We start from the raw sequence: 21,558 nt of genomic DNA on the forward strand, positions 1-21,558 counted from the left end.
AAAGGGAGTCAATGTATGCAGTTCATAAATGAAGTGGAAAAGGCGGTTACAGAAAAAAATTGGTCGATAGTAAACCAAAACTTGCTCGCTAAAATGATTTCCGAGTATATGTATGAAGATATAATCCATCCAGCTGTCTTGAACGAAGATGTAGCAGGAAACTTATATGAGTTAAAGATAAATGAGGAAAAATCTTATCAATTTTTAGCCTTGCCTCGTCTTTTTGACAGTTATGATGTACAGGCTGAATCGATTAAAGTATTTGAAGCAGAACAAACCAGACAAGCAAATGATGCCATTCAATTCATTTTGGACCTTCAGCCGTTAATCGGGATGACTGCAGAAACAACGGGCCATTTAATCAAAGAGTTCCATCATACGTTGATTGCAGACCTGCAATTACTATCTAAACCGGAACAAAACGCGGATGATTTAGTCGAACTGGACTATGCGCTACTTGAAGGAGAAATGAGCGGTCACCCTTGGATTGCCTATAACAAGGGAAGAATTGGATTCGGTTATGATGATTACTTGAAATTCGCTCCAGAAAATCAGGAGAAAATTCAGCTATCATGGATTGCCGTTCATAAAACAAGGGGTGCATTCAATTCCATCCAAACGTTATCCTATAAGCAATTGATGGAAAATGAATTAGATGATGAAACCCGAAAAGTATTTGCAAACAGATTGGCAGGGAAAGGGTTAAAGGAAGAAGACTATTTTTACCTGCCAATCCATGAATGGCAATGGAAGAATGTAATCATTCAGAATTTTACCGATGATTTGGCTAAAGGTCTGATTGTAGCTTTAGGAAACGGCCCTGATGAGTATCTTCCACAGCAATCGATTCGGACGTTTGTTAATGTTTCGAATAAGAACAAACATCACGTCAAGCTACCAATGAGCATTTTAAATACGTTGGTCTACCGTGGATTACCAGCAGAGCGTACTGTCATTGCACCAAAAATCACAGAGTATATTAAGAACATTTACAATAATGATTCGTTCTTAAAGGAAGAATGTAAAGTAGTACTTCCTGGTGAGGTGGCCAGTTTAAATGTGGATCACCCATATTTTTCTAAGCTAAAGAATGTACCATATCAATATTTAGAGATGCTAGGCGGTATTTGGAGAGAAAGCATATACAGTTATATGGAAGAATGCGAGAAGCCTATTACACTTGCATCCCTTTTGCATGTGGACCACGAAGGAAAGCCGTATGTGGAAAGCCTGATTGAAAAATCCGGATTAACTACGGAGGCCTGGACAGCCCAATTATTCGACGTCATTCTTTCACCATTGTTACATTTTATCTATCAGTATGGGGTTGTCTTCTCACCGCATGGCCAAAATACAATTTTAGTATTGAAGGATTATAAACCGCACCGGTTGGCAATCAAGGATTTTGTAGATGATGTAAATATCAGTGATCAGCCGCTTCCTGAATTAAGTATGCTTCCTGATAATCTAAAAAAGGTACTAAGAAGCGAAGCTCCGGAGGGACTGGTTCAATTCATTTTCACGGGACTATTTATCTGTCATTTCCGTTACTTGTCCACACTTCTTATGAGAAGGAACCTATTGGATGAGAATGTCTTTTGGGAAGGTGTCGCTCGAGCAATCCTTACACATCAGCAAAAATTCCCACAATTGCAGGATCGTTTCGAGACATTCAATTTCTTTGCACCTAAATTAACCAAACTCTGTCTGAACAGAAACCGTATGCTTCAATACGGATATAGTGATGGCGAAGATCGTCCGCATGCATCTGAGTTTGGGTATGTAAATAATGCTCTTTACGAAAAGTTACCTGCAAACACACTTTAAATGTAAAGTTGGCTCAGATATTTGAGCCAGCTTTTTCGAATTTTTTGTTTTCATAACTAGAGATGTGAAAGGAACCTTTATGTTCATTATTCATCAAATGTATACCTAAGAAAGGATTGTGTTATGCTTTTTGGTTCAAATTACCTAATGAATATCTGTGGAATAGGACTTGCCGTCCATATGAATTGGTGATAAGCTAAATATGTAAACGGTTACACATAATATATTGAGGTGGATATATTGGCAACTATTCGGGATGTTGCAAAGGAAGCGGGAGTTTCCGTGGCAACGGTTTCAAGAGTGATGAATGGCAGCGGATATGCACATGAAGACACAAAGAAAGTGGTCATGGCAGCTGTTGAAAAGTTAAATTATAAACCGAATGAAGTGGCAAGATCCCTCTATAAACGTAAATCTAAATTGATTGGCTTGATTTTACCTGACATTACTAATCCCTTCTTTCCAGAAATGGCAAGGGGCGTTGAGGACTATCTGCAGAAATTTGGATATCGATTAATATTTGGGAATAGCGATGAAAAGCGAGATAAGGAAATAGAATATATTGACACCTTTCTACAGAATAATGTAGTGGGCATGATTGCATCAACAAGTGAAGAGACAAATGAAAATTTTGATAATCTAGAAATTCCTGTTGTCCTTCTTGATCGTACAGCAGAGGAGTTACCAGCCGTCTATTCGGATCAAAAAACAGGCGGTAAATTGGCAGCTCGTGTATTGCTCGATCGAGGTAGCACAAACATCGTCCTTATCAGGGGACCAGTCGAAATAAAGCCTGTTTATGAACGGTACATTGCAGCATTGGAAGAATTGGAGCAAGCGGAAGTGAATGTCCAAGTCATGGATTCATCTCTTACCCTTCAAGGTGGACAAATTTGTGCGAGACAGTTGTTTGAGCAGTATCCGGAGACAGATGGAATCATTGCCTGTAATGATATTGTTGCAGCAGCCGCCCTACAAGAAATCTTGAAAAGGGGAATAAGAATCCCTGAAGATATTCAATTGATAGGTTACGATGATATCGCATTCACAGCGTTATTACATCCTCCGCTATCGACAATTCGCCAGCCCGCCTATGAGATGGGGGCACAAGCAGCAAAACTGTTAATTAAAAAGATCAATCAGGAAAAGATAGAAGAAACGCACAAAAAGCTTCCAGTTTCTTTTGTGGAAAGACAAACAACGAGAAGGAAGGCGGAGAAGCCATGATAAAAATTGCAGTAGTAGGAAGTTCTTCAATGGACTTAGTGGTAACATCAGCTAAGCGTCCTATAGCAGGGGAAACAGTTCTAGGAGATTCTTTTATAACAGTTCCTGGAGGAAAAGGGGCCAATCAGGCCGTGGCCGCAGCTCGTCTTGGTGCGGAAGTAACAATGATTGGATGTGTAGGAGATGATTTTTATGGAGAGATCATCTTAGAAAACCTGAAAAAAAATCAGGTAAACACGAAGTATGTGGAACCGGTTACAGGTGCTATGTCAGGTACAGCTCACATTACCCTTTCAGAAGGTGATAACAGCATTATTGTCGTTAAAGGAGCAAATGATTCCATCACTCCTGAATATGTACAAAAAGCGAAAAAAATCATCGAGGAATCAGATATCGTCATGGTTCAGCAGGAGATACCAGAGGAAACTGTTTTATACCTTGCTGAATTATGTGAAAAACTCCAAAAGAGATTACTTTTAAACCCAGCACCTGCACGTAAGATAAGCGAGGCTGTTATTCAACAGTCATCATTCATTACACCGAATGAACATGAATTCGAAATACTATTCGGTGGAAGAGACCGGACGGAAGTTTTAACAGAGTATCCAAATAAATTATTTATTACAGAAGGTAAAAATGGCGTCCGTTATTTTGACGGGCATGAAGAGAAGGTTGTCCCAAGCTTTGTGGTTGAAGCAGTCGATACAACAGGTGCAGGGGATACATTTAATGCTGCACTCGCGGTTGCTGTTGCAGAAGGAAAAAGTTTTGACGACTGTCTGTTATTCGCAAACCGGGCTGCCTCTATTTCTGTTACGAAGTTAGGAGCTCAAGGAGGTATGCCGACAAGGGAAGAAGTCGAAAGGAGCTTTGAAGAATGAAACGTCATGGAATCATCAATAGTTCAATAGCCAAAGTTCTTGTTGACCTTGGGCATACGGATTATATTGTCATAGGTGATTGCGGCCTCCCGGTACCTTCAGGAGTGCTTAAAATAGATCTAGCCTTAATACCTGGAACGCCTTCATTTCAAGATGTTGTTCGTGCCGTTCATGAAGATATGGTAGTCGAAAAAGTGATTGCCGCCACTGAGGTGAAGGAGAAGAATTCAAAGCAGCATCAATATATGGAACAGCAATTCGGAAATGCGATTGAATATGTTTCCCATGAGGATTTTAAAAGGCTGACAAGTAAAGCAAAGGCAGTAATCCGTACAGGAGAAACGACGCCGTATTCAAACTGCATTTTGCAGTCTGGAGTATTTTTTTAAATAAAAGAGGTGAAGAGCATGCAAATTGAAATGAAAAATATTTATAAAGCATTTGGTCAAAACAAGGTATTGGAAGGCGTTCAGTTTTCTTTAGAGGCTGGAGAAGTCCACGCACTTATGGGAGAAAATGGAGCCGGAAAATCGACCTTGATGAACATTTTGACCGGGCTGCATAAGCATGATCAAGGGACTATTGAAATTAATGGTAAAGAAACCTCATTTAAGGATTCAAAGGAAGCGGAAGAAGCGGGAATGGCCTTTATCCGTCAGGAATTGAATATTTGGCCGGAAATGACGGTGTTAGAGAATTTATTTATCGGCAGGGAAATGGTAAATGCCTTCGGTGTCCTAAGAAATAAACAAATGAAAGCGCGGGCAAATGAGATCTTTAAAATGCTTAATATTTCCCTTCCTTTTGATAAGGAAGCAGGGCTTTGTTCCGTTGGAGAACAGCAGATGATTGAAATTGCTAAAGCGCTTATGACGGATGCCGAAGTCATCATCATGGATGAACCAACCGCGGCCTTAACTGATAGAGAAATCGAGAAGCTCTTTGAAGTGATGAAGGGCCTTACCAAAAAAGGCGTGTCTCTTGTTTACATCTCTCACCGAATGGAAGAAATCTTTGCCATTTGCGACAGAATCACCGTGATGCGTGATGGAAAAACTGTCGATACGAAAAGAATTAAAGATACAACTTTCGATGAAGTTGTTCAAAAGATGGTTGGCCGGGAGCTAGAGGATCGTTTCCCTCATCGTGAAGCCCATCTAGGTGAAGTAGTCCTTGATGTAAAAGGACTAACTAAAAAGGGGCTTTTTGAAGATATCCATTTCGCTGTCCGAAAAGGTGAGATTGTGGGCGTGGCCGGATTAATGGGAGCCGGTAGAACAGAAATAATGCGTGCCCTTTTCGGGGTTGATCAAATAGACAGCGGTGAGATTACTGTTGAAGGTAAGAAAGTTTCCATACGAAAACCAACGGATGCAGTTCGCTACGGTTTAGCTTTCATCACGGAAAACCGTAAAGAAGAGGGCTTGATCCTGGACTTTTCAGTACGGGAAAATATCGGCCTGCCGAATTTAAAAAGCTTTGCTCCTAGTGGACTCGTAAAAACGGAAGATGAGAAAAAATTTGCAGAGATGATGATCAAGCGACTTCACGTGAAAACATCCTCTACAGAAACGATCATCGGTAATTTATCCGGTGGGAATCAGCAAAAGGTGGTTATTGCCAAATGGATTGGCACTTCGCCTAAAGTATTGATTATGGATGAGCCGACCAGGGGAATTGATGTTGGAGCTAAACGTGAAATTTATGAATTGATGAATGAATTAACAGAGCGCGGTATCGCCATTATTATGGTTTCGTCAGAGCTCCCTGAAATCGTTGGGATGAGTGATCGAATCCTTGTTGTTCATGAAGGTAAAATTGCCGGGGAACTGAAAAAGCAGGAAGTAACACAAGAAAAAATTATGGCATTGGCGACAGGAGGGAACTAGGATGAAACTTGAGGCTACAGGGAAAAGCGGGATTTGGCAGAAATTTGGTCCGTTACTCGCCTTGATTTTATTATTTATCGTAATAACTGTTTTAAATCCATCATTCATGGAACCAAATAATATTTTGAATTTATTGCGTCAAACCTCTATTAATGCGCTTATTGCATTTGGGATGACCTTTATCATTTTAACAGGTGGAATAGATTTGTCCGTTGGTTCCATACTGGCTCTATCCAGCGCACTTATGGCTGGAATGATGGTCTCAGGATTAGATCCAATTTTAGCAATATTAGTAGGAGTTCTACTGGGTACACTAATGGGTGTAATTAATGGAATTCTTGTTTCAAAAGGGAAAATGGCACCTTTCATTGTGACGCTGGCTACGATGACAATTTTCCGTGGATTAACGCTCGTCTATACAGATGGAAAGCCAATTACAGGAATTGGTGATTCAGAACTGTTCCAAATGCTTGGGAGAGGATACTTCCTTGGGCTGCCGGTTCCAGCGGTTGTGATGATTATTGCTTTCTTTATTCTATGGTTCCTACTTCATAAAACATCATTTGGCCGTAAAACGTATGCAATTGGTGGAAATGAAAAGGCTTCCCGTATATCTGGGATTAAAGTAGATCGAGTAAAAGTAGCCATTTACGGGCTGGCAGGTACTATGGCAGCGATTGCTGGTGCCATTTTAACATCCCGTTTGAATTCGGCACAACCAACAGCTGGTCAATCCTATGAAATGGATGCCATTGCTGCGGTAGTGCTTGGCGGAACAAGCCTTTCAGGCGGTAAAGGCAGGTTGTTCGGTACACTAGTCGGTGTTCTGATTATCGGTACTTTGAATAATGGTATGAATTTACTAGGTGTATCTTCTTTTTACCAACAAGTGGTAAAAGGTGCAGTTATATTAGTTGCGGTTTTACTTGACCGTAAAAAATCATAAGTTGAGGTGTAATCAATGAAAAAAATAGTATCGTTGTTCATGATTCTTTCTTTAATGGTGTTAGCTGCCTGTTCAATGGATTCGGGTCAAAAAGATGATAAAAAAGAAACCAAAGACTCTATGGAAGACGTGAAAGTCGGAGTCAGTATTTCAACGTTAAACAATCCATTCTTCGTTTCTTTAAAAGATGGTATTGAAAAAGAAGCAAAAGAAAAGGGCATGAAAGTTACAGTTGTTGATGCACAGGACGATACAGCTAAACAAATTAGTGGGATTGAAGATTTAATTCTTCAAAAAGTAGATATCCTTCTTGTTAATCCAACAGACTCAAGCGCAATTTCTTCAGCTGTTCAATCAGCAAACGAAGCGGGTATTCCTGTTATTACAATTGATCGTTCTTCTGAAGAAGGGGATATCGAAACATTCATCGCTTCCGATAACGTGGCTGGTGGAGAATTAGCTGCAGAATACCTAGTTAAAGAGCTTGGCGAAAACGCAAAAGTAGTGGAGCTAGAAGGGGTTTCAGGTGCATCTGCAACTCGGGAACGTGGGAAAGGGTTCCACAATATTGCTGACAAGCAATTAGAAGTGCTGACAAGTCAAACGGCAGAATTTGACCGTACAAAAGGTCTTAACGTTATGGAAAATATCCTACAAGGTAAAAAGGACATTCAAGGGGTATTCGCTCATAATGACGAAATGGCTCTAGGAGCTATTGAAGCAATCAAAGCAGCTGGTAAAGACATCATTGTTGTTGGCTTTGATGGAAACGATGATGCTTTAAAGGCTGTTGAAAACGGTGAGCTAAAAGCGACGATCGCTCAGCAACCGGCTCTTATCGGTAAAGAAGCGGTTAATGCCTCCGAAAAAGTCTTAAAAGGTGAAAAGGTAGACGAAACCATATCTGTTCCATTGAAATTAGTTACTAAAGAATAACAGTTTTAGTGAGAGTGTCGGAATTTTTCCGGCACTCTTTTTGTAGATCAATGATTCAACAACCAAGTTAGTTTGATGCTAATGTGGCGGCTAACCATACAAAGTTCATATTAATCAGTTGTAACCTCTTAAATCATGCTACAGGTGAATATATTGAACGGTTATAATTTAACGTTCACTACTATTAGGATGTGAACTTTTTACGTTTAGGGACTTAAGTAGTGGAAAGAGGATTTTAAGGTTATTCAGCACGGATTGAAATGAACGATTACCTGCAGAAGATGTAATTACTCTTGTACAAAAAATAAGGCGGCCCATGTTGGGACCGCCTCCTGAAATTTAACTTATTATTAGAGTATGCCTTGAGTCAGCATAGCATCTGCTACTTTTAGGAATCCAGCAATGTTGGCTCCGACAACTAAGTTACCAGGTTCACCGTATGCTTCGGCTGCTTCTACACTGTTTTTATAAATGTTTTTCATGATACCGTGTAGTTTTGTATCGACTTCTTCAAATGTCCAAGGCATTCTAGCACTGTTTTGGGCCATTTCAAGTGCAGAAACGGCAACACCACCTGCGTTAGCGGCTTTGGCTGGTCCGAAAAGGATGCCATTATTAAGGAATACGTCAATAGCCTCAAGAGTTGATGGCATGTTAGCACCTTCTCCGATTGCTTTCACGTTGTTTTTAACAAGCAATTTTGCTGCTTCTTCATCAATTTCATTTTGTGTTGCACAAGGAAGGGCGATATCGCATGGTACAGACCAAATTCCGTAGCTTCCTTCATTGTATTCAGCTTCGGGATGAGCATCGACATACTCACTCAAACGTTTTCTTTCTACTTCTTTTAAACGTTTAACTGTATCTAGGTTCAGACCATTTTTGTCATATATATAGCCATTAGAGTCGCTGCATGCAACAACTTTAGCGCCCAGCTGTGTAGCTTTTTCAATGGCATAAATGGATACATTACCTGATCCTGAAATAACAACTGTGCTACCATGGAACTGTAATCCTTTGTCTTTTAGCATTTCTTCGACAAAGTAAACCGTCCCGTATCCAGTCGCTTCTGTACGGGCTAAGCTTCCGCCGTAACTTATGCCTTTACCAGTTAAAACACCCGCATGGTAGCTTCCTTGAATCTTTTTATACTGACCGAATAGATAACCGATTTCTCTAGCCCCTACTCCGATATCCCCAGCCGGTACGTCTGTATCCGGACCGATATAGCGAGCCAGTTCTGACATGAAGCTTTGGCAAAAACGCATGATTTCAGCGTCTGATTTTCCTTTTGGATCGAAGTCAGATCCGCCTTTTCCTCCGCCAATTGGCTGTCCTGTAAGAGAATTTTTAAAGATTTGCTCGAAACCAAGGAACTTGATAATACTTGAGTTTACTGTCGGGTGAAAACGTAGACCGCCTTTAAATGGCCCAATAGCACTGTTGAATTGCACGCGGAAACCACGGTTGACTTGTACATTTCCTAGGTCATCAACCCAAGAGACACGGAAGGTAATCATTCTTTCTGGCTCAACGAGTCTTTCTAAAATCCCACTATTCATATAAATAGGGTGTTTTGAAAATACTGGTACTAATGAAAGAAATATTTCTTTTACGGCTTGATGGAATTCACTTTCGTGAGGATTACGCTCCTTTACCTGTGCGTATACTTGACTTACAAACTCTTTGGCAACTTGTAATTCCTCTTGCTCAACTTCATGTGTCGTTGACATTAATTTTTCTCCCCTTTTTTGGTAATAAAGTCATGAAAATATATTTGAATATATATATAGGTTTTTATGTGATAATTTCATGATATAATTTAAATTTGAAAGAAACAATCTGAATATTAGATAAATAACATGCTGTTTTGATATGAAAGAAGGAGCTTACATTGGAATTAAGACAAATCGAATATTTCATTGAAGTGGCAAAGCGGGAACATATGACGGAAGCAGCAGTGGCTTTGCATGTTGCCCAGTCTGCAGTTAGCCGTCAAATTTATAACTTAGAAGAAGAATTAGGTGTGCCTTTATTTATCCGCGAAGGCCGGAAGATTAAGCTGACGCCTATAGGACATACATTTCTAGCGAATATGGAACAAGCTATGGATATCATTGATCGTTCAAAGCGTGAGCTGGCTGAGAGCTTAAATCCGGAAAAAGGAACAATTCGTATTGGCTTTCCAAGTAGTTTAGCTTCCTATATATTGCCAAAGGTTATTTCTGATTTCAGAGAGATTTACCCGGAAGCGAAGTTCACCTTGAAACAAGGTTCATATCGCTACCTGATCGATTCTGTTATAAAAGGAAATATTAATATGGCCTTAATTGGACCTCTACCGATGAACGAAAAGAAAATTCACGGAGAAACTCTATTTATTGAGAACTTAGTTGCTCTTTTGTCAGAAAGCCATCCTTTGGCCTTGAAGAAGTCATTAAGCTTAAATGAACTTCAAGGAAATCCGTTCATCGTATATCCTAAGGGGTATGTTTTACGTGATATTGTTATGAAGGCGTGTAAACTGCACGGTTTCGAGCCAGAAGTTGCATTTGAAGGAAAAGATACTGATGCTATAAAAGGTCTAGTGGCAGCAGGACTTGGCGTAACCTTAATACCAGAAATCTCTCTGATTGACAGCTTGCCTCGTTTTACAGTTAGACTGCCGTTGGATGAACCATCCGTAACTAGGGCTGTAGGTGTTATTATTCCAACTGAAAGGGAGTTAATGCCAACAGAGAAACTATTTTATCAATTCCTGAGAGACACCTTTGCAACTTTGGAAGGTTTTCAATAGAAGAAAAGTTAAAAGCTAGGCGTATGGGAATTTTAAATAGCTTTATGAAAGATCTACATTTAAACCATATCCTAGAAGAGAATCCAATTTAATTGGGTTCTCTTTCTTTATTAAAAGAGATGTAAATACTGGAAACCTATATCGAAATAATGTACTGACTATTCAGGTTGAAAAGCAGATACTTTAGAGTTTTTAATAATAAAAGGATTAATTTATTTTAAAATAATACAATATTAGATTTAATTGTATATAAAAGTAATATATACTCCATTTTTGTAAGCGTTTTTATTTTACTAGAATAAAAATACTGCTTACATTATCAGAAAATTCATGTTATTATACGAACAGACATTATCGGAGGCGGAGAATTAGATGAGTAGTAATTCAAATGAACTACTTCATAATTATTATTCTCTTATTATGCTAGTGGGATTGATTATGTGGAATTGTTTGAGCCTTGCTTGTGAACTTTATAACAAGACGCTTAAGTAAAAACAAGTGGTGTACCCTTCCAAATAACAGGGATTTTTTTTTATTTATTAAATTGAATATTCTGATAATTAATAAGGAGTGGAAATTAAGTGAGCAGGAAAGAATACATCAACGATCGAATGTACAAGGCATCAACAGGGATAGCTAATGCAGTTTTGGTTACGCTGGGGATCGGGTTATTGTTTGAATCCATAGGGGGATATTTAGATTGGGAGGTCCTCCTGGCAATAGGTGGGGCCGCAAAGGTCTTACTAGCCCCAGCTTTAGGAGCAGGTATCGCCTATCAGCTAGGAGGAAATTCATTAATTATTTTTAGTGCCATGGCTTCAAGTGCAGTAGGTGGCGCTGCCATTAACAGAACTGCTGAGGGTGTCTTTACGATTGTTACGGGTCAGCCACTAAGTGCCGTTTTGGCAGCATTAATCGCAACATATGTAGGTAAGCGTCTAATTGGTAAAACGAAGTTGGATATTATGGCCATTCCATTGGCTGCAGTACTTGTCGGTGGGGTTTCTGGATATGGCCTAGCGCTTGTTACGACACCTTTCCTGACATGGTTAAGCAGTCAAATTACAGCGCAGGTCGAAGGTTCTCCATTAATTGGTTCCATGGTCATTGCATTAGTATGGAGTATATTATTGATGACACCAGCTTCTTCCGCTGCTCTAGCGATAGCCCTACAGTTAGATCCTGTTTCTAGTGCAGCAGCTTTAATCGGATGTACCGTTCAATTTGTTGGGTTCACTGTCATGTCTTATAAAGATAATGATATGGGTGGGTTCCTTGCACAGATGGTTGTTACGCCGAAAGTTCAATTTCCTAACTTAATCAAAAAACCATTATATGTCGTCCCGCCATTTGTAGCGGCAATCATTTGTGCTCCAATCGCTACGTTGGCATTCGATTTCCAAGTACCGTATGAGCTTGGAGGAATGGGCTTAAGTTCATTGATTGCCCCGATTGCTATCATTACAGGGCAAGGGTTATACACGTTCCTGGTTTATGTGGCGGTGGGCATGGTCTTGCCAGCTGTAATCACCCTCGCCTTACATCGAGTATTGAAGATGATGGGTAAAGTAAAACCAGGAGATCTTCATTTAGAAGTATCATAATCAAAGATTTTTAGGAAACCAGCCTGGAGAAGGAACCAGGCTGGTTTTTATTTATAAAGGGATTAGGGTAAAATGGGGAGGAAAGCAATTGCATAGATAGGATGATATATATGGGAAAAGAAATAGATATAAAAGTGAAAGCTAAGTTTGTAAATAAAATCGCCAAAGGCTTTCCCTTGATTGCGAAAGAGTCGATTGGCAATCTCAATGACCTTCAAGATGAGGGATCTTTAGTGCGTTTGGTTGACGAGAACAATCGGTTTTTAGCAAAGGGGTATTATGGGAAACAGAATAAAGGCTATGGCTGGGTATTGACTCAAAAGGAGAATGATAAAATTGATCAATCATTTTTCAATGAAAAAATCAGAACAGCGTATGATTACCGAAAGCCATTTTTTGAAGATACAGAAACTACTGCTTTCCGCTTGTTCAATGGAGAAGGAGATGGGATTGGCGGCTTAATTATCGATCATTACGATGGTCACTACGTCATTAGCTGGTACAGCAAAGGGATATATTCGTTTAAAGACTATATCATTAAGGCCCTGCAGAATACGGTCGAGGTCAAGTCCATTTATCAGAAGAAACGCTTTGATACAAAGGGTCAATATGTAGATGAAGACGATTTTGTTATGGGGGAGCAGCCGGAATTTCCGCTTCTTGTCAAGGAGAATGGGGTCCGTTTCGCTGTTTATTTGAATGATGGGGCCATGGTCGGTGTCTTCCTTGATCAGCGTGAGGTTAGAAGGACGATTCGAGATAAATATGCAAAAGGAAAAACCGTGCTGAATATGTTCTCTTACACTGGAGCATTTTCTGTATTTGCTGCTTTAGGCGGTTCCGCTAAAACGACTAGTGTGGACCTGGCGAATCGCAGTTTACCGAAAACGATTGAACAGTTCAGTGTGAATGAGATAGATCCTGAAACGCAGAATATCGTCGTGATGGACGTATTTAAATATTTTAAATATGCAGTTAAGAAGGCTCTGAAATTTGATATGGTCATTCTTGATCCACCCAGCTTTGCCAAGTCAAAGAAATTCACCTTCAGTGCCGGAAAAGACTATACGAATCTATTGAAGGATGCTATTTCCATAACAGAAAACAATGGGGTCATTATAGCGTCAACCAACTGCAGTACGTTTGACATGAAGAAATTTAAAAGCTTTATTGAGGCAGCCTTTAGAGAAATGGATGGTAAATATGAACTTATGGAAGAGTTTTCATTGCCGGCAGATTTTAAAACAAGTTCGGATTATAAGGAAGGTAACTATTTAAAAGTAGTTTTCATTAAGAAAATTAATGGATGAAAAAAGGCATTCACAGTTTAATTAGAACTGTGAATGCCTTTTATTTGTGGGGAATTGTTTCATGTGGAACGGCTTAGCTCAGAATTTGCTGGCGATAGCTCGCCCATTTTTCCGGTTGCTCGATGAAAGGAAAGCAGGTTTCGAACTGATGCTGTTAGCGATGAAAAACTGAGCTGTATAGTAGGTTAACATAATCAGTGGGCCAGAAAAGGTAATATCTTCAACAAATTTGTTCCAGGATAAAATGGAGTCAGAAATGACGAACAGCAGCCCCCCAATAATGGCGGCTACATTTCCGGTCATAAATGCCGCCCATCCCATGAGAGAAATTACCGTAACATAGCAAATGACAGGAATGATTAGGCTGTCTTCACCTTTTTCAATCAAAGAAAGTACAATTTCACGGCCTATCCAAGTGGAATAACCAGCAATGGGAAGAATGCTTGCAAATCGGATCCATGAAAAGCTCCATGTGTTGAGGAATGCGGCAATATAGAAAAGATGACCGATTAAGAAGGCGGAAAGACCAATGACAAACCAGATCAACAAGCCGTCTCCAAGCATGCAAAAGAGTAAACCGAGAAGAATTAAGAATTGATATCGAGTCCGTTTTCCCTCATTTTTCGTGTAGGCATAAAGCAAAATCAATAACATAGGAATAATCTTGAAAAGAATTTTTATTACTAAAGGCTCTTCAGGTATAAAGAAAATATATAGCAGTCCCATGAAAAGGATTACAGCAGGCAACCATTTTAACATTAAATCCCTCCTCATTCTTTAATTCTATGTAAGGATACAGAACTCCTTGCCGATTAAAAAACTACTAGAAAGACAATTTTTGAAAATAGTAAAAAAACTGACTCCAGATTGTCTTGGAGTCAGTTCGATATCAGATAATCACACCACAGAATCTTCCTTAACAAATGCCTGTTTTAACCAGTTTTTCCCCTCGACCAGTCGTGTGACAAGCATTGTGCAAACGGTGTTTCCTGTTGAGTTAAGTAGTGTAGCAGGTGCATCGATAATCGTGGAGATAACAGCAATAATCGGCAGAACTTCAACAGGAAAGCCGAATACACTTAGAATCAACATTTCTCCTATCATACCGCCTCCAGGAATGGCCCCCATAACAGCGCCGACCAAAAAGGCAACAGCCAGTATACTTAAAATGCTGGAGATGCTTGTCATATCTTTGCCAAATAAGCTGAATAGGAAAACAATTTTTAACACCCCGCCAAATACAGAACCATCTTTGTGAGTGTTAGCTCCAAGCGGGATGACCGTCTCTGCGATGTCCTTTGGCACACCCATTTTTCTGACGGCTTCCAAATTGACCGGAATGCACGCGGCACTTGAACAGGTAGCAATGGCTGTAATAGATGGTGTGAAGGCATTTTTCCAAAATAGTTTAACTCCCTCTTTCCCACCGGCGATAAAGGCATATAGGGTGAAAAAGCCGAAGTAATAAATTAAAGCTAAAACTAGATAAAGAATGAAGGCACGTGCATAGCCTTCTAAAATCTGTGGTCCTAGCTGGCCGATAATAGCCGCAAAATAAGCGCCAAGTCCGATTGGTGCATAGTACATAACAATTTTTACGATCTTCATCATAACAGCTGTACCCGCTGTTAAAAACTCAGTAATCGGTTTCGCTTTCTCGCCGACCAGTGCGGTGGATAATCCAATTAATACAGAGAAAACGATAAGTTGAAGCATATTGCTTCTAGAAAACAGTTCTGGAAAATCGGACACGGTTACAGTATTAACCAGTTGACTAAGGAAAGAAACTTCTTCAATGGTTTCTTCAGAGGAACTGCTTTCCATCAGTTCTTTAATAGCTGTCGTATCAGTGCCTTCCAAAGGATTAATAATAGTTGTCCCAATAAAACCAATTACGGCAGCTAAAGCGGCTGTAGTCAGAAAAACGACAACAATACTGCCCATGATTTTCCCGAGACGCTTCATCCCGCTCATATTAGCAATTGCAGAAGAAATGCTGAAAAATACCAATGGAACGATGATTGTGAACATTAGATTTAGAAATAAGTCCCCTAGAGGCTGTATGACTGAGGTTTTCTCACCGAAAACGACGCCCGCTATCCCACCAATAATAATTGCAGAGAGTAATACTAAAGAGGATCGATAGTTTTTAAAAAAGCTCTTCATGAAAAATTCCGTCCTTTCAGGATGAAGGTGTCAATAAATATTAAACTTCATTATCAGCTCTAGAATGAAGTTTGACAATATTTTTTTATAGGAAGGAATGTTAAAAGATGAAACGCAATAAATAATTAAGAAGGAATTTTTTGTGAAAATGTTGTGGAGGAGGGATACGATGGCATTTATTGAGGTTGAAAAGGACGTCCAGTTATATTATGAAGAAAAGGGTCAAGGGAGGCCGATTATTTTTATCCATGGAGTGTGGATGAGTAGTCGGTTCTTTACAAGACAGCTTCCGTACTTTTCAGAGAAGTACAGAACTATCTTACTTGATTTAAGAAGCCATGGTCAGTCAACCCACGTTCATAACGGAAATACGGTCTCTGTTTATGCAAAAGATCTTCATGCGTTCATTGATAAACAAGGATTAAAGGATGTCATACTAGTAGGCTGGTCTATGGGGGCTTTCGTCGTATGGGATTATCTCAAGCAATTCGGCGAGGATAATGTCCATTCAATTGTAATTGTGGATGAATTGGCATCAGATTTTAAATGGCCCGATTTTGATATTGGGGCTTTTGATATCGACACATTGATTACCTTCATGACTGAGATTCAAACGAATCGTTCCCTCTTTTTACAAGGCTTTCTTACATCTATGTTTAAAGATGAATTATCTGCAGGGGATGTAAACTGGATGCTTGAGGAAGTAACGAAAATGCCGGCATCCATTGCCAGTGCCATCCTATTTGATCAATCAATTGTTGACTATCGTGATTTCCTGCCTGAAATTACCGTTCCTACACTTCTCTGCTTTGGAAGGCATGAAAAGGTCATTCCTGTTGCGGCAGGAGTACATTTGGAGAAGAACATTCCGAATTCTGAACTTGTTATTTTTGAAGATAGTTGTCATTGCCCTTTTATAGAAGAAAGTGGTTTGTTTAATAAAACAGTAGATGCGTTTATTCAAAAAGTATTATAGAGGTAGATGCTGGCGTCTTAAATTCCAGTGCAACGTACCAATATTGTAGTGCATGGCACTGGTACATTCAAACTCGGTGAAATTAACAAAATATAAAAGAGTCAGCAATAACTAACAATAAAGAGGGATGCAGGTTTTGTGCCGCATTCCTTTTTTATTGTAGAAAAAGTGTTGCTGATCTATACCTCTCCTAGTGAACAATTAAGAACTAACGAATCATTCAATTACCTAAGCGGTTTTAGCATTGAATAAAGGGAATACTGGAACTAAGACAGTCAGAACGACATAGGTGGAAATAATTAATTAAATGAGGAAATATTTTTATATCCTTTTCATGAAAATTGGGCTATTATGAGATGGATTTAAACTGGTAAGTTTGTTACCCGATATAAGCTCGTACGTTAAAAGTGATGGAGAGGATATAATGAATGATCAGTTACATTACAATGAAATTATAGATGTATGTTTGCTTGCGGGGAAAATAATGCTTCAAAACGGAGGAGAAACCTCTCGGGTAGAAGATACGATGGTCAGAATTGCGGCTGCATTTGGATGCGAGGATTCACACAGCTTTTCAACGCCAACAGGGATTATTTTTTCTCTGGATGGTATGCACCCAGCCTCAAAATTAATTCGAGTTTCCCAGCGTTCCACGGATTTACACAAGGTAACGCTTGTTAACAGTATATCTCGAAGCATTTCTAGTAAGGAAATGACGCCACAGGAAGCTTTTTCCCGATTAAAACAAATTGAAAAGGCAGGTATGGGATATCCCTTGTGGGTTCAGGTTTTCGCTGCCTTTATTGCGAGCGGTTGTTTTTTAATCATGTTTCAAGGGCAATGGAGTGATTTTATCTGGTCTTGTATAGCCGGAGGACTTGGATTTTCTTGTCTGCTTTACTTGCATTGGTTATTGGAGGTTCGCTTTTTTGCTGAATTTATAGCCTCACTAGTAGTGGGATTAGTAGCAATGTTGTTTGTCCAAATCGGTGTGGGTAGTAACTTGGACACTATAATTATTGGAGCGGTGATGCCGCTAGTGCCAGGACTTTTAATTACGAATGCGGTCAGGGATTTAATTGCAGGGCATTTAGTTTCCAGTCTGTCCAAGGGGGCAGATGCAGGTTTAACTGCTTTAGCCATTGGAACAGGAATATCGGTCGCATTTGTTCTTTTATGATTTTAGGGGAGGAAGAAGGATGTTTGCACAGCTTATTACAAGTTTCATTGCCTCAGCCGCCTTTGGAGTCATTTTTAATGTACCGAAAAATTCATTGTTTCAATGTGGTTGTGTAGGGATGTTAGGGTGGGCTTTATACTTTTTTTTGGTCGAAAATGAGATAAATAGCATAATTGCAACGCTAGCTGCTGCATTTATCGTAGCAGTAATCAGTCAGTATTTTGCTAAAAGGTATAAAACACCAATCACGATTTTTAATGTCTCAGGAATCATCCCGCTCGTACCAGGGGGTTTGTCTTATGACGCAATGAAGCATTTTGTAGAAAACGACTTTAATATAGCTGTTCAGTTGGCTACCAAGGCATTCATGCTGGCAGGGGCGATTGCGTTGGGACTGATCTTTGCAGAAGTTATAAATCAGTTGATAACTAAATATAATAGAAGGAAATTGAGAATGAGAAACTAGAGGGAAAGAAGAGATATATCTTTATCCCTCTTTTTTATTGCTTTAAGAATTAAACCTGAGGGTTTTCAATCTTCGAGAAACAGGTAGAGAACATAATTTTATAATTGAGATGCAGAAAAAGGAGAGGCAGTTAGGAATAGCTGCCTCTCCTTTTATATTGATTGGGAAGATAAAAGGATTATACTTCTCATAATTACACTATAAAATTTTAATAGGTCAAAAAACCTTAAATAGAATCTTTTATTCCCGTGTTAGCTGTTACCACGATTTCGTCATATTTTTTGGCATCAGCTTTTTTGCTGGATAACAGTGTTCCAGCGATTGCAGCGATAAAACCAATTGGGATGGAGACGATGCCAGGGTTAGCTAGTGGGAATAGTGGTTCCCCAACAAATATAGCCGCGTTCTCTACTGGAGACCAGACATTAGGGCTTAGAAACACAAGTAATAAAGAACTAATCAGCCCTACGAGCATACCTGTGACAGCTCCAGCTGTGTTAAAACGTTTCCAAAATACCGTGAAGATAATAATTGGTAGATTGGCGCTGGCAGCGACGGCAAAGGCAAGTGACACAAGGAAGGCTACATTCATGTTTTGAGCAAATAAAGCAAGGATGATGGAGAGAATGGATACTCCGATCGATGCCCAACGAGCAGCAACCACTTGTTCTTTATCAGTGGCTTGACCTTTACGAATAATATGGCCATAAAAGTCATGGGCAAATGCAGAGGCTGCGGATAGAACGAGACCTGCGACAACCGCTAAAATAGTAGCGAAAGCAACAGCTGACACAAATGCGAATAAGAAGTCACCACCAATAGCTTCGGCAAGCAATGGAGCGGCCATATTTCCAGCCGCATTCGAGGCAATGATTTTGTCGTATCCAACGAAAGCTGCTGCTCCAAAGCCAAGGAAAATGGTCATGATATAAAATATTCCAATGATCCAAGTTGCATATACAACGGACTTTCTAGCGGTGATAGCGTCTTTTACCGTAAAGAAACGAATCAGGATATGAGGTAATCCAGCTGTACCGAGTACAAGTGCTAAATTGAGTGATAAGGTATCCAATGGATCCTTAAATTTGTTACCAGGATTGAGGAAATCCCCGGCTAGAGGAGTTGCTGTTTTCATCTGCCTGAACATTTCCATCACGCTAAAGTCGAATTTCGCCAGTACAATAACCGAGATAATGAATGTCCCAGCCATCAATAAAACAGCTTTTACGATTTGTACCCAACTGGTAGCAGTCATACCTCCAAAGACGACGTAGACGGTCATTAAAATACCTACAATGATAACGGAGTATAGATAATCGATTCCAAGCAATAGCTTTATAAGGGCACCTGCACCGACAAGCTGTGCAATCATATAAAAGGTTGAAATGGAAATGGTATTCAGGGCAGCGACACCACGCACCTTCTTTTCATTAAAACGTGCAGCAATCATGTCTGCAAGTGTGTACTTACCAAGGTTACGAAGCGGCTCGGCCACGATATAAAGAACGACCAGGTAAGCGACTAGGAAACCGATGCTGTAGAAAAAACCATCAAATCCAGCGAGCGCAACCATTCCAGCGATTCCCAAAAATGAAGCGGCGGACATATAATCACCGGCAATAGCCCAGCCATTTTGCCATCCAGTAAGGCTGCTGTCTGCCGTATAAAAGTCAGCCGTTGTTTTAGTGCGACGTGAAGCAAAGTAGGTAATGACTAATGTTAAACCAACAATGATTAAAAATAAAATAAAAGCAAGTGTATTCATTGTATATTCACCTTTACCCTTTCGCTTCTTTCACGATTTTTTCAACTAATTGGTCAAAAGTCGCAGCCTTCTTGGAGTAGAGAATGCATAGGGTCCATGTCATGATAAATTGCGCAAAGGCAAAGATCCAAGCCCAGCTGATTGCTCCAAAGGCATAAGAGTTAAGAACTTTAGAATAGGAAGTTAAGATAGGTAAGGTGAAATAAAAGACCATGAAAAAAATGGAAAGTGGGACGATGAAATTGCGTTTTTTTCTTAGGAGTTCTTGAAATGATGGTGATTGGACAATCTGGGTGTAATCCGTGGAGGCGCTTACTTGAGATTCTTTTGCTCCTGAATCGTTCAATGCCAATGTGGTTCCCCCTTTGAATATGAATTTGGTTTTCATTACTCAATGTATCTGATAACAGTTTTAGTATATATTTATTAGAATATATTGTAAATTTAAAATTTTCAAATAAATATTTTTTCGTCCGACGTAGTGTTAATTATTAAAAAGGTAATGAAAAGGGAAGCGTTTGCTTAACACAGTCTTCCATGAAAATTAAAAACAATCCTTAAGGAAAAATTAAGCTTCTTTCGTGATACTGATTTCAATGAAGGAAATCTGAAAGGAGCAAAATGATGAAAAAATGGATAACGATAGGGGCAGTTTTAGTGCTAGCTATAGGGGGATGCATTTGGTTCTTTATGAAGGACAATGGTCAGCCCGTTATTGCTAAGGCGATGACAACTACAGTTGAAAAGGGAGACCTTGAAGTTCAAATCAGTGGTTCTGGTTCGGTTGCTGCGATAAATAGCGAGGACATCACATCTTCCGTAACGGATGAAGTCGATGAAGTCCTTGTAGAGAAAAATGAAATAGTTGAAAAAGGTGATGAACTTATTACCTTCACGGATGGAAGTGACCCAATAACTGCCCCATTTGATGGAACAGTAACTACGTTGGAAGTAGAAGAAGGGGATCGTGTTTCAAGTAGTGAAGTGGTTGCCCATGTGACGGATTATAAAAAATTAAAAACAACGATCAGTGTTGATGAATTAGATGTTTCAAGTGTTAAGAAAGGACAAACAGTTGAAATTACAGCTAGTGCTTTTGAAGATGAAACATTCACAGGGAAAGTAACAAGTGTAGCAAAGGAAGGTACATATGAGAATGGTGTTTCTTCTTTCGATGTGACGATTAAAATTGACAAACCAGGAGATATAAAAATTGGGATGTCGACAGAAGTGAGTATTGTGACGAATAGTGTAAAAGATGTTCTTTATGTTCCAATTGAGGCAGTCCAAATCGATGGAGAAGAGAAGTATGTGAATATCCAACAATCTGCTTCAACAGAAGATGCAACAACTAATACTACAAAGACAGTGGTTAAGACGGGTATTAGTAATGATAAGTATATCGAAATAACATCTGGACTTGAAGAGGGTCAGTATGTTTCCTTGCCTATTACCATTTCCAATGAAAGCTCTACAGGTGGCGGTAGAATGGGAGGAGGCCAAAGCGGTGGTGGAATTGGAATACCGAGCGGTGGCGGAATGCCGGGCGGCAATGAAATGCCAAGCGGCGGCAGGGGAGGTCAGTAAC

General features: G+C 39.7%; 19 protein-coding genes. 14 read left to right on the top strand and 5 right to left on the bottom strand.

The features are described from left to right. Nucleotides 1-15 precede the first annotated feature (15 nt). The 7 genes from AKG34_RS22345 to rbsB all read left to right on the top strand — a co-directional run bounded on the left by AKG34_RS22345 (nucleotide 16) and on the right by rbsB (nucleotide 7,706). Nucleotides 16-1,827, top strand: a complete 1,812-nt coding sequence (locus AKG34_RS22345; RefSeq protein WP_053348349.1) for an IucA/IucC family protein — start codon at nucleotides 16-18, stop codon at nucleotides 1,825-1,827. 240 nt (nucleotides 1,828-2,067) lie between these two features. Continuing rightward, nucleotides 2,068-3,054 carry a LacI family DNA-binding transcriptional regulator gene (locus AKG34_RS22350; RefSeq protein ID WP_053348350.1) on the top strand — a complete coding sequence of 329 codons (987 nt, stop codon included), beginning with the start codon at nucleotides 2,068-2,070 and terminating at the stop codon, nucleotides 3,052-3,054. Next, nucleotides 3,051-3,935 carry a ribokinase gene (gene rbsK / locus AKG34_RS22355; RefSeq protein WP_053348351.1) on the top strand — a complete coding sequence of 295 codons (885 nt, stop codon included), beginning with the start codon at nucleotides 3,051-3,053 and terminating at the stop codon, nucleotides 3,933-3,935. The genes AKG34_RS22350 and rbsK overlap by 4 nt, the downstream gene beginning before the upstream one ends. Continuing rightward, nucleotides 3,932-4,324 (top strand): D-ribose pyranase, encoded by a 393-nt coding sequence (rbsD, locus tag AKG34_RS22360; protein WP_053348352.1) that lies wholly within the window; start codon nucleotides 3,932-3,934, stop codon nucleotides 4,322-4,324. Before rbsK ends, rbsD begins: the two co-directional genes overlap by 4 nt. Nucleotides 4,325-4,342: 18 nt before the next feature. Next, nucleotides 4,343-5,824 carry a sugar ABC transporter ATP-binding protein gene (locus AKG34_RS22365; protein WP_053348353.1) on the top strand — a complete coding sequence of 494 codons (1,482 nt, stop codon included), beginning with the start codon at nucleotides 4,343-4,345 and terminating at the stop codon, nucleotides 5,822-5,824. Between the two features lies 1 nt (nucleotide 5,825). After that, complete coding sequence (locus AKG34_RS22370; protein WP_053348354.1) at nucleotides 5,826-6,770, top strand: ABC transporter permease; 945 nt, start codon at nucleotides 5,826-5,828, stop codon at nucleotides 6,768-6,770. A 15-nt stretch (nucleotides 6,771-6,785) separates the two neighbouring features. After that, nucleotides 6,786-7,706 carry a ribose ABC transporter substrate-binding protein RbsB gene (gene rbsB, locus AKG34_RS22375; protein ID WP_053348355.1) on the top strand — a complete coding sequence of 307 codons (921 nt, stop codon included), beginning with the start codon at nucleotides 6,786-6,788 and terminating at the stop codon, nucleotides 7,704-7,706. Nucleotides 7,707-8,056: 350 nt separating this feature from the next. Here the strand turns inward: rbsB and gdhA are convergent, their stop codons facing one another. After that, nucleotides 8,057-9,439 (bottom strand): NADP-specific glutamate dehydrogenase, encoded by a 1,383-nt coding sequence (gdhA, locus tag AKG34_RS22380; RefSeq protein ID WP_053348356.1) that lies wholly within the window; start codon nucleotides 9,437-9,439, stop codon nucleotides 8,057-8,059. A 161-nt stretch (nucleotides 9,440-9,600) separates the two neighbouring features. Between gdhA and AKG34_RS22385 the strand changes: the two genes are divergently transcribed. From AKG34_RS22385 to AKG34_RS22395, 3 genes are all read left to right on the top strand, one after another. Beyond that, a complete protein-coding gene (locus AKG34_RS22385; RefSeq protein ID WP_053348357.1) occupies nucleotides 9,601-10,503 on the top strand; it encodes a glutamate biosynthesis transcriptional regulator GltC in 903 nt (300 codons plus the stop codon). Between the two features lie 611 nt (nucleotides 10,504-11,114). After that, the gene (locus AKG34_RS22390) at nucleotides 11,115-12,107 is read left to right on the top strand and encodes a PTS sugar transporter subunit IIC (protein WP_053348846.1); all 993 of its coding nucleotides are present in this window, start codon (nucleotides 11,115-11,117) and stop codon (nucleotides 12,105-12,107) included. A 110-nt stretch (nucleotides 12,108-12,217) separates the two neighbouring features. After that, entirely contained in the window at nucleotides 12,218-13,417 is a 1,200-nt protein-coding gene (locus AKG34_RS22395; protein ID WP_053348358.1) for a class I SAM-dependent rRNA methyltransferase, read from the top strand. A 78-nt stretch (nucleotides 13,418-13,495) separates the two neighbouring features. Here the strand turns inward: AKG34_RS22395 and AKG34_RS22400 are convergent, their stop codons facing one another. Together AKG34_RS22400 and AKG34_RS22405 are read right to left on the bottom strand one after the other, a co-directional pair. Then, nucleotides 13,496-14,176, bottom strand: a complete 681-nt coding sequence (locus tag AKG34_RS22400) for a lysoplasmalogenase (protein WP_053348359.1) — start codon at nucleotides 14,174-14,176, stop codon at nucleotides 13,496-13,498. Between the two features lie 138 nt (nucleotides 14,177-14,314). Continuing rightward, a complete protein-coding gene (locus AKG34_RS22405; protein ID WP_053348360.1) occupies nucleotides 14,315-15,583 on the bottom strand; it encodes a dicarboxylate/amino acid:cation symporter in 1,269 nt (422 codons plus the stop codon). A 169-nt stretch (nucleotides 15,584-15,752) separates the two neighbouring features. On the opposite strand from AKG34_RS22405, the gene AKG34_RS22410 reads away from it, so the two are divergent. From AKG34_RS22410 to AKG34_RS22420, 3 genes are all read left to right on the top strand, one after another. Beyond that, a complete protein-coding gene (locus tag AKG34_RS22410; RefSeq protein WP_053348361.1) occupies nucleotides 15,753-16,559 on the top strand; it encodes an alpha/beta fold hydrolase in 807 nt (268 codons plus the stop codon). A gap of 424 nt (nucleotides 16,560-16,983) precedes the next feature. Further along, nucleotides 16,984-17,739: a threonine/serine exporter family protein gene (locus AKG34_RS22415; protein ID WP_053348362.1), complete on the top strand. Its 756-nt coding sequence runs from the start codon at nucleotides 16,984-16,986 to the stop codon at nucleotides 17,737-17,739. A 19-nt stretch (nucleotides 17,740-17,758) separates the two neighbouring features. Continuing rightward, nucleotides 17,759-18,205, top strand: coding sequence for a threonine/serine exporter family protein (locus tag AKG34_RS22420; RefSeq protein ID WP_053348363.1), 447 nt, complete (start codon nucleotides 17,759-17,761; stop codon nucleotides 18,203-18,205). 226 nt (nucleotides 18,206-18,431) lie between these two features. Here AKG34_RS22420 and AKG34_RS22425 read toward each other — a convergent pair whose 3' ends face one another. Then, nucleotides 18,432-19,970, bottom strand: a complete 1,539-nt coding sequence (locus AKG34_RS22425; RefSeq protein ID WP_053348364.1) for a solute symporter family protein — start codon at nucleotides 19,968-19,970, stop codon at nucleotides 18,432-18,434. Between the two features lie 13 nt (nucleotides 19,971-19,983). After that, complete coding sequence (locus AKG34_RS22430; RefSeq protein WP_377375636.1) at nucleotides 19,984-20,259, bottom strand: DUF485 domain-containing protein; 276 nt, start codon at nucleotides 20,257-20,259, stop codon at nucleotides 19,984-19,986. A gap of 335 nt (nucleotides 20,260-20,594) precedes the next feature. On the opposite strand from AKG34_RS22430, the gene AKG34_RS22435 reads away from it, so the two are divergent. Beyond that, complete coding sequence (locus tag AKG34_RS22435; protein ID WP_053348366.1) at nucleotides 20,595-21,557, top strand: efflux RND transporter periplasmic adaptor subunit; 963 nt, start codon at nucleotides 20,595-20,597, stop codon at nucleotides 21,555-21,557. The last annotated feature ends 1 nt before the right edge of the window (nucleotide 21,558 follow it).

This window comes from Peribacillus butanolivorans (assembly GCF_001273755.1).
GTDB lineage: Bacteria > Bacillota > Bacilli > Bacillales > DSM-1321 > Peribacillus > Peribacillus butanolivorans.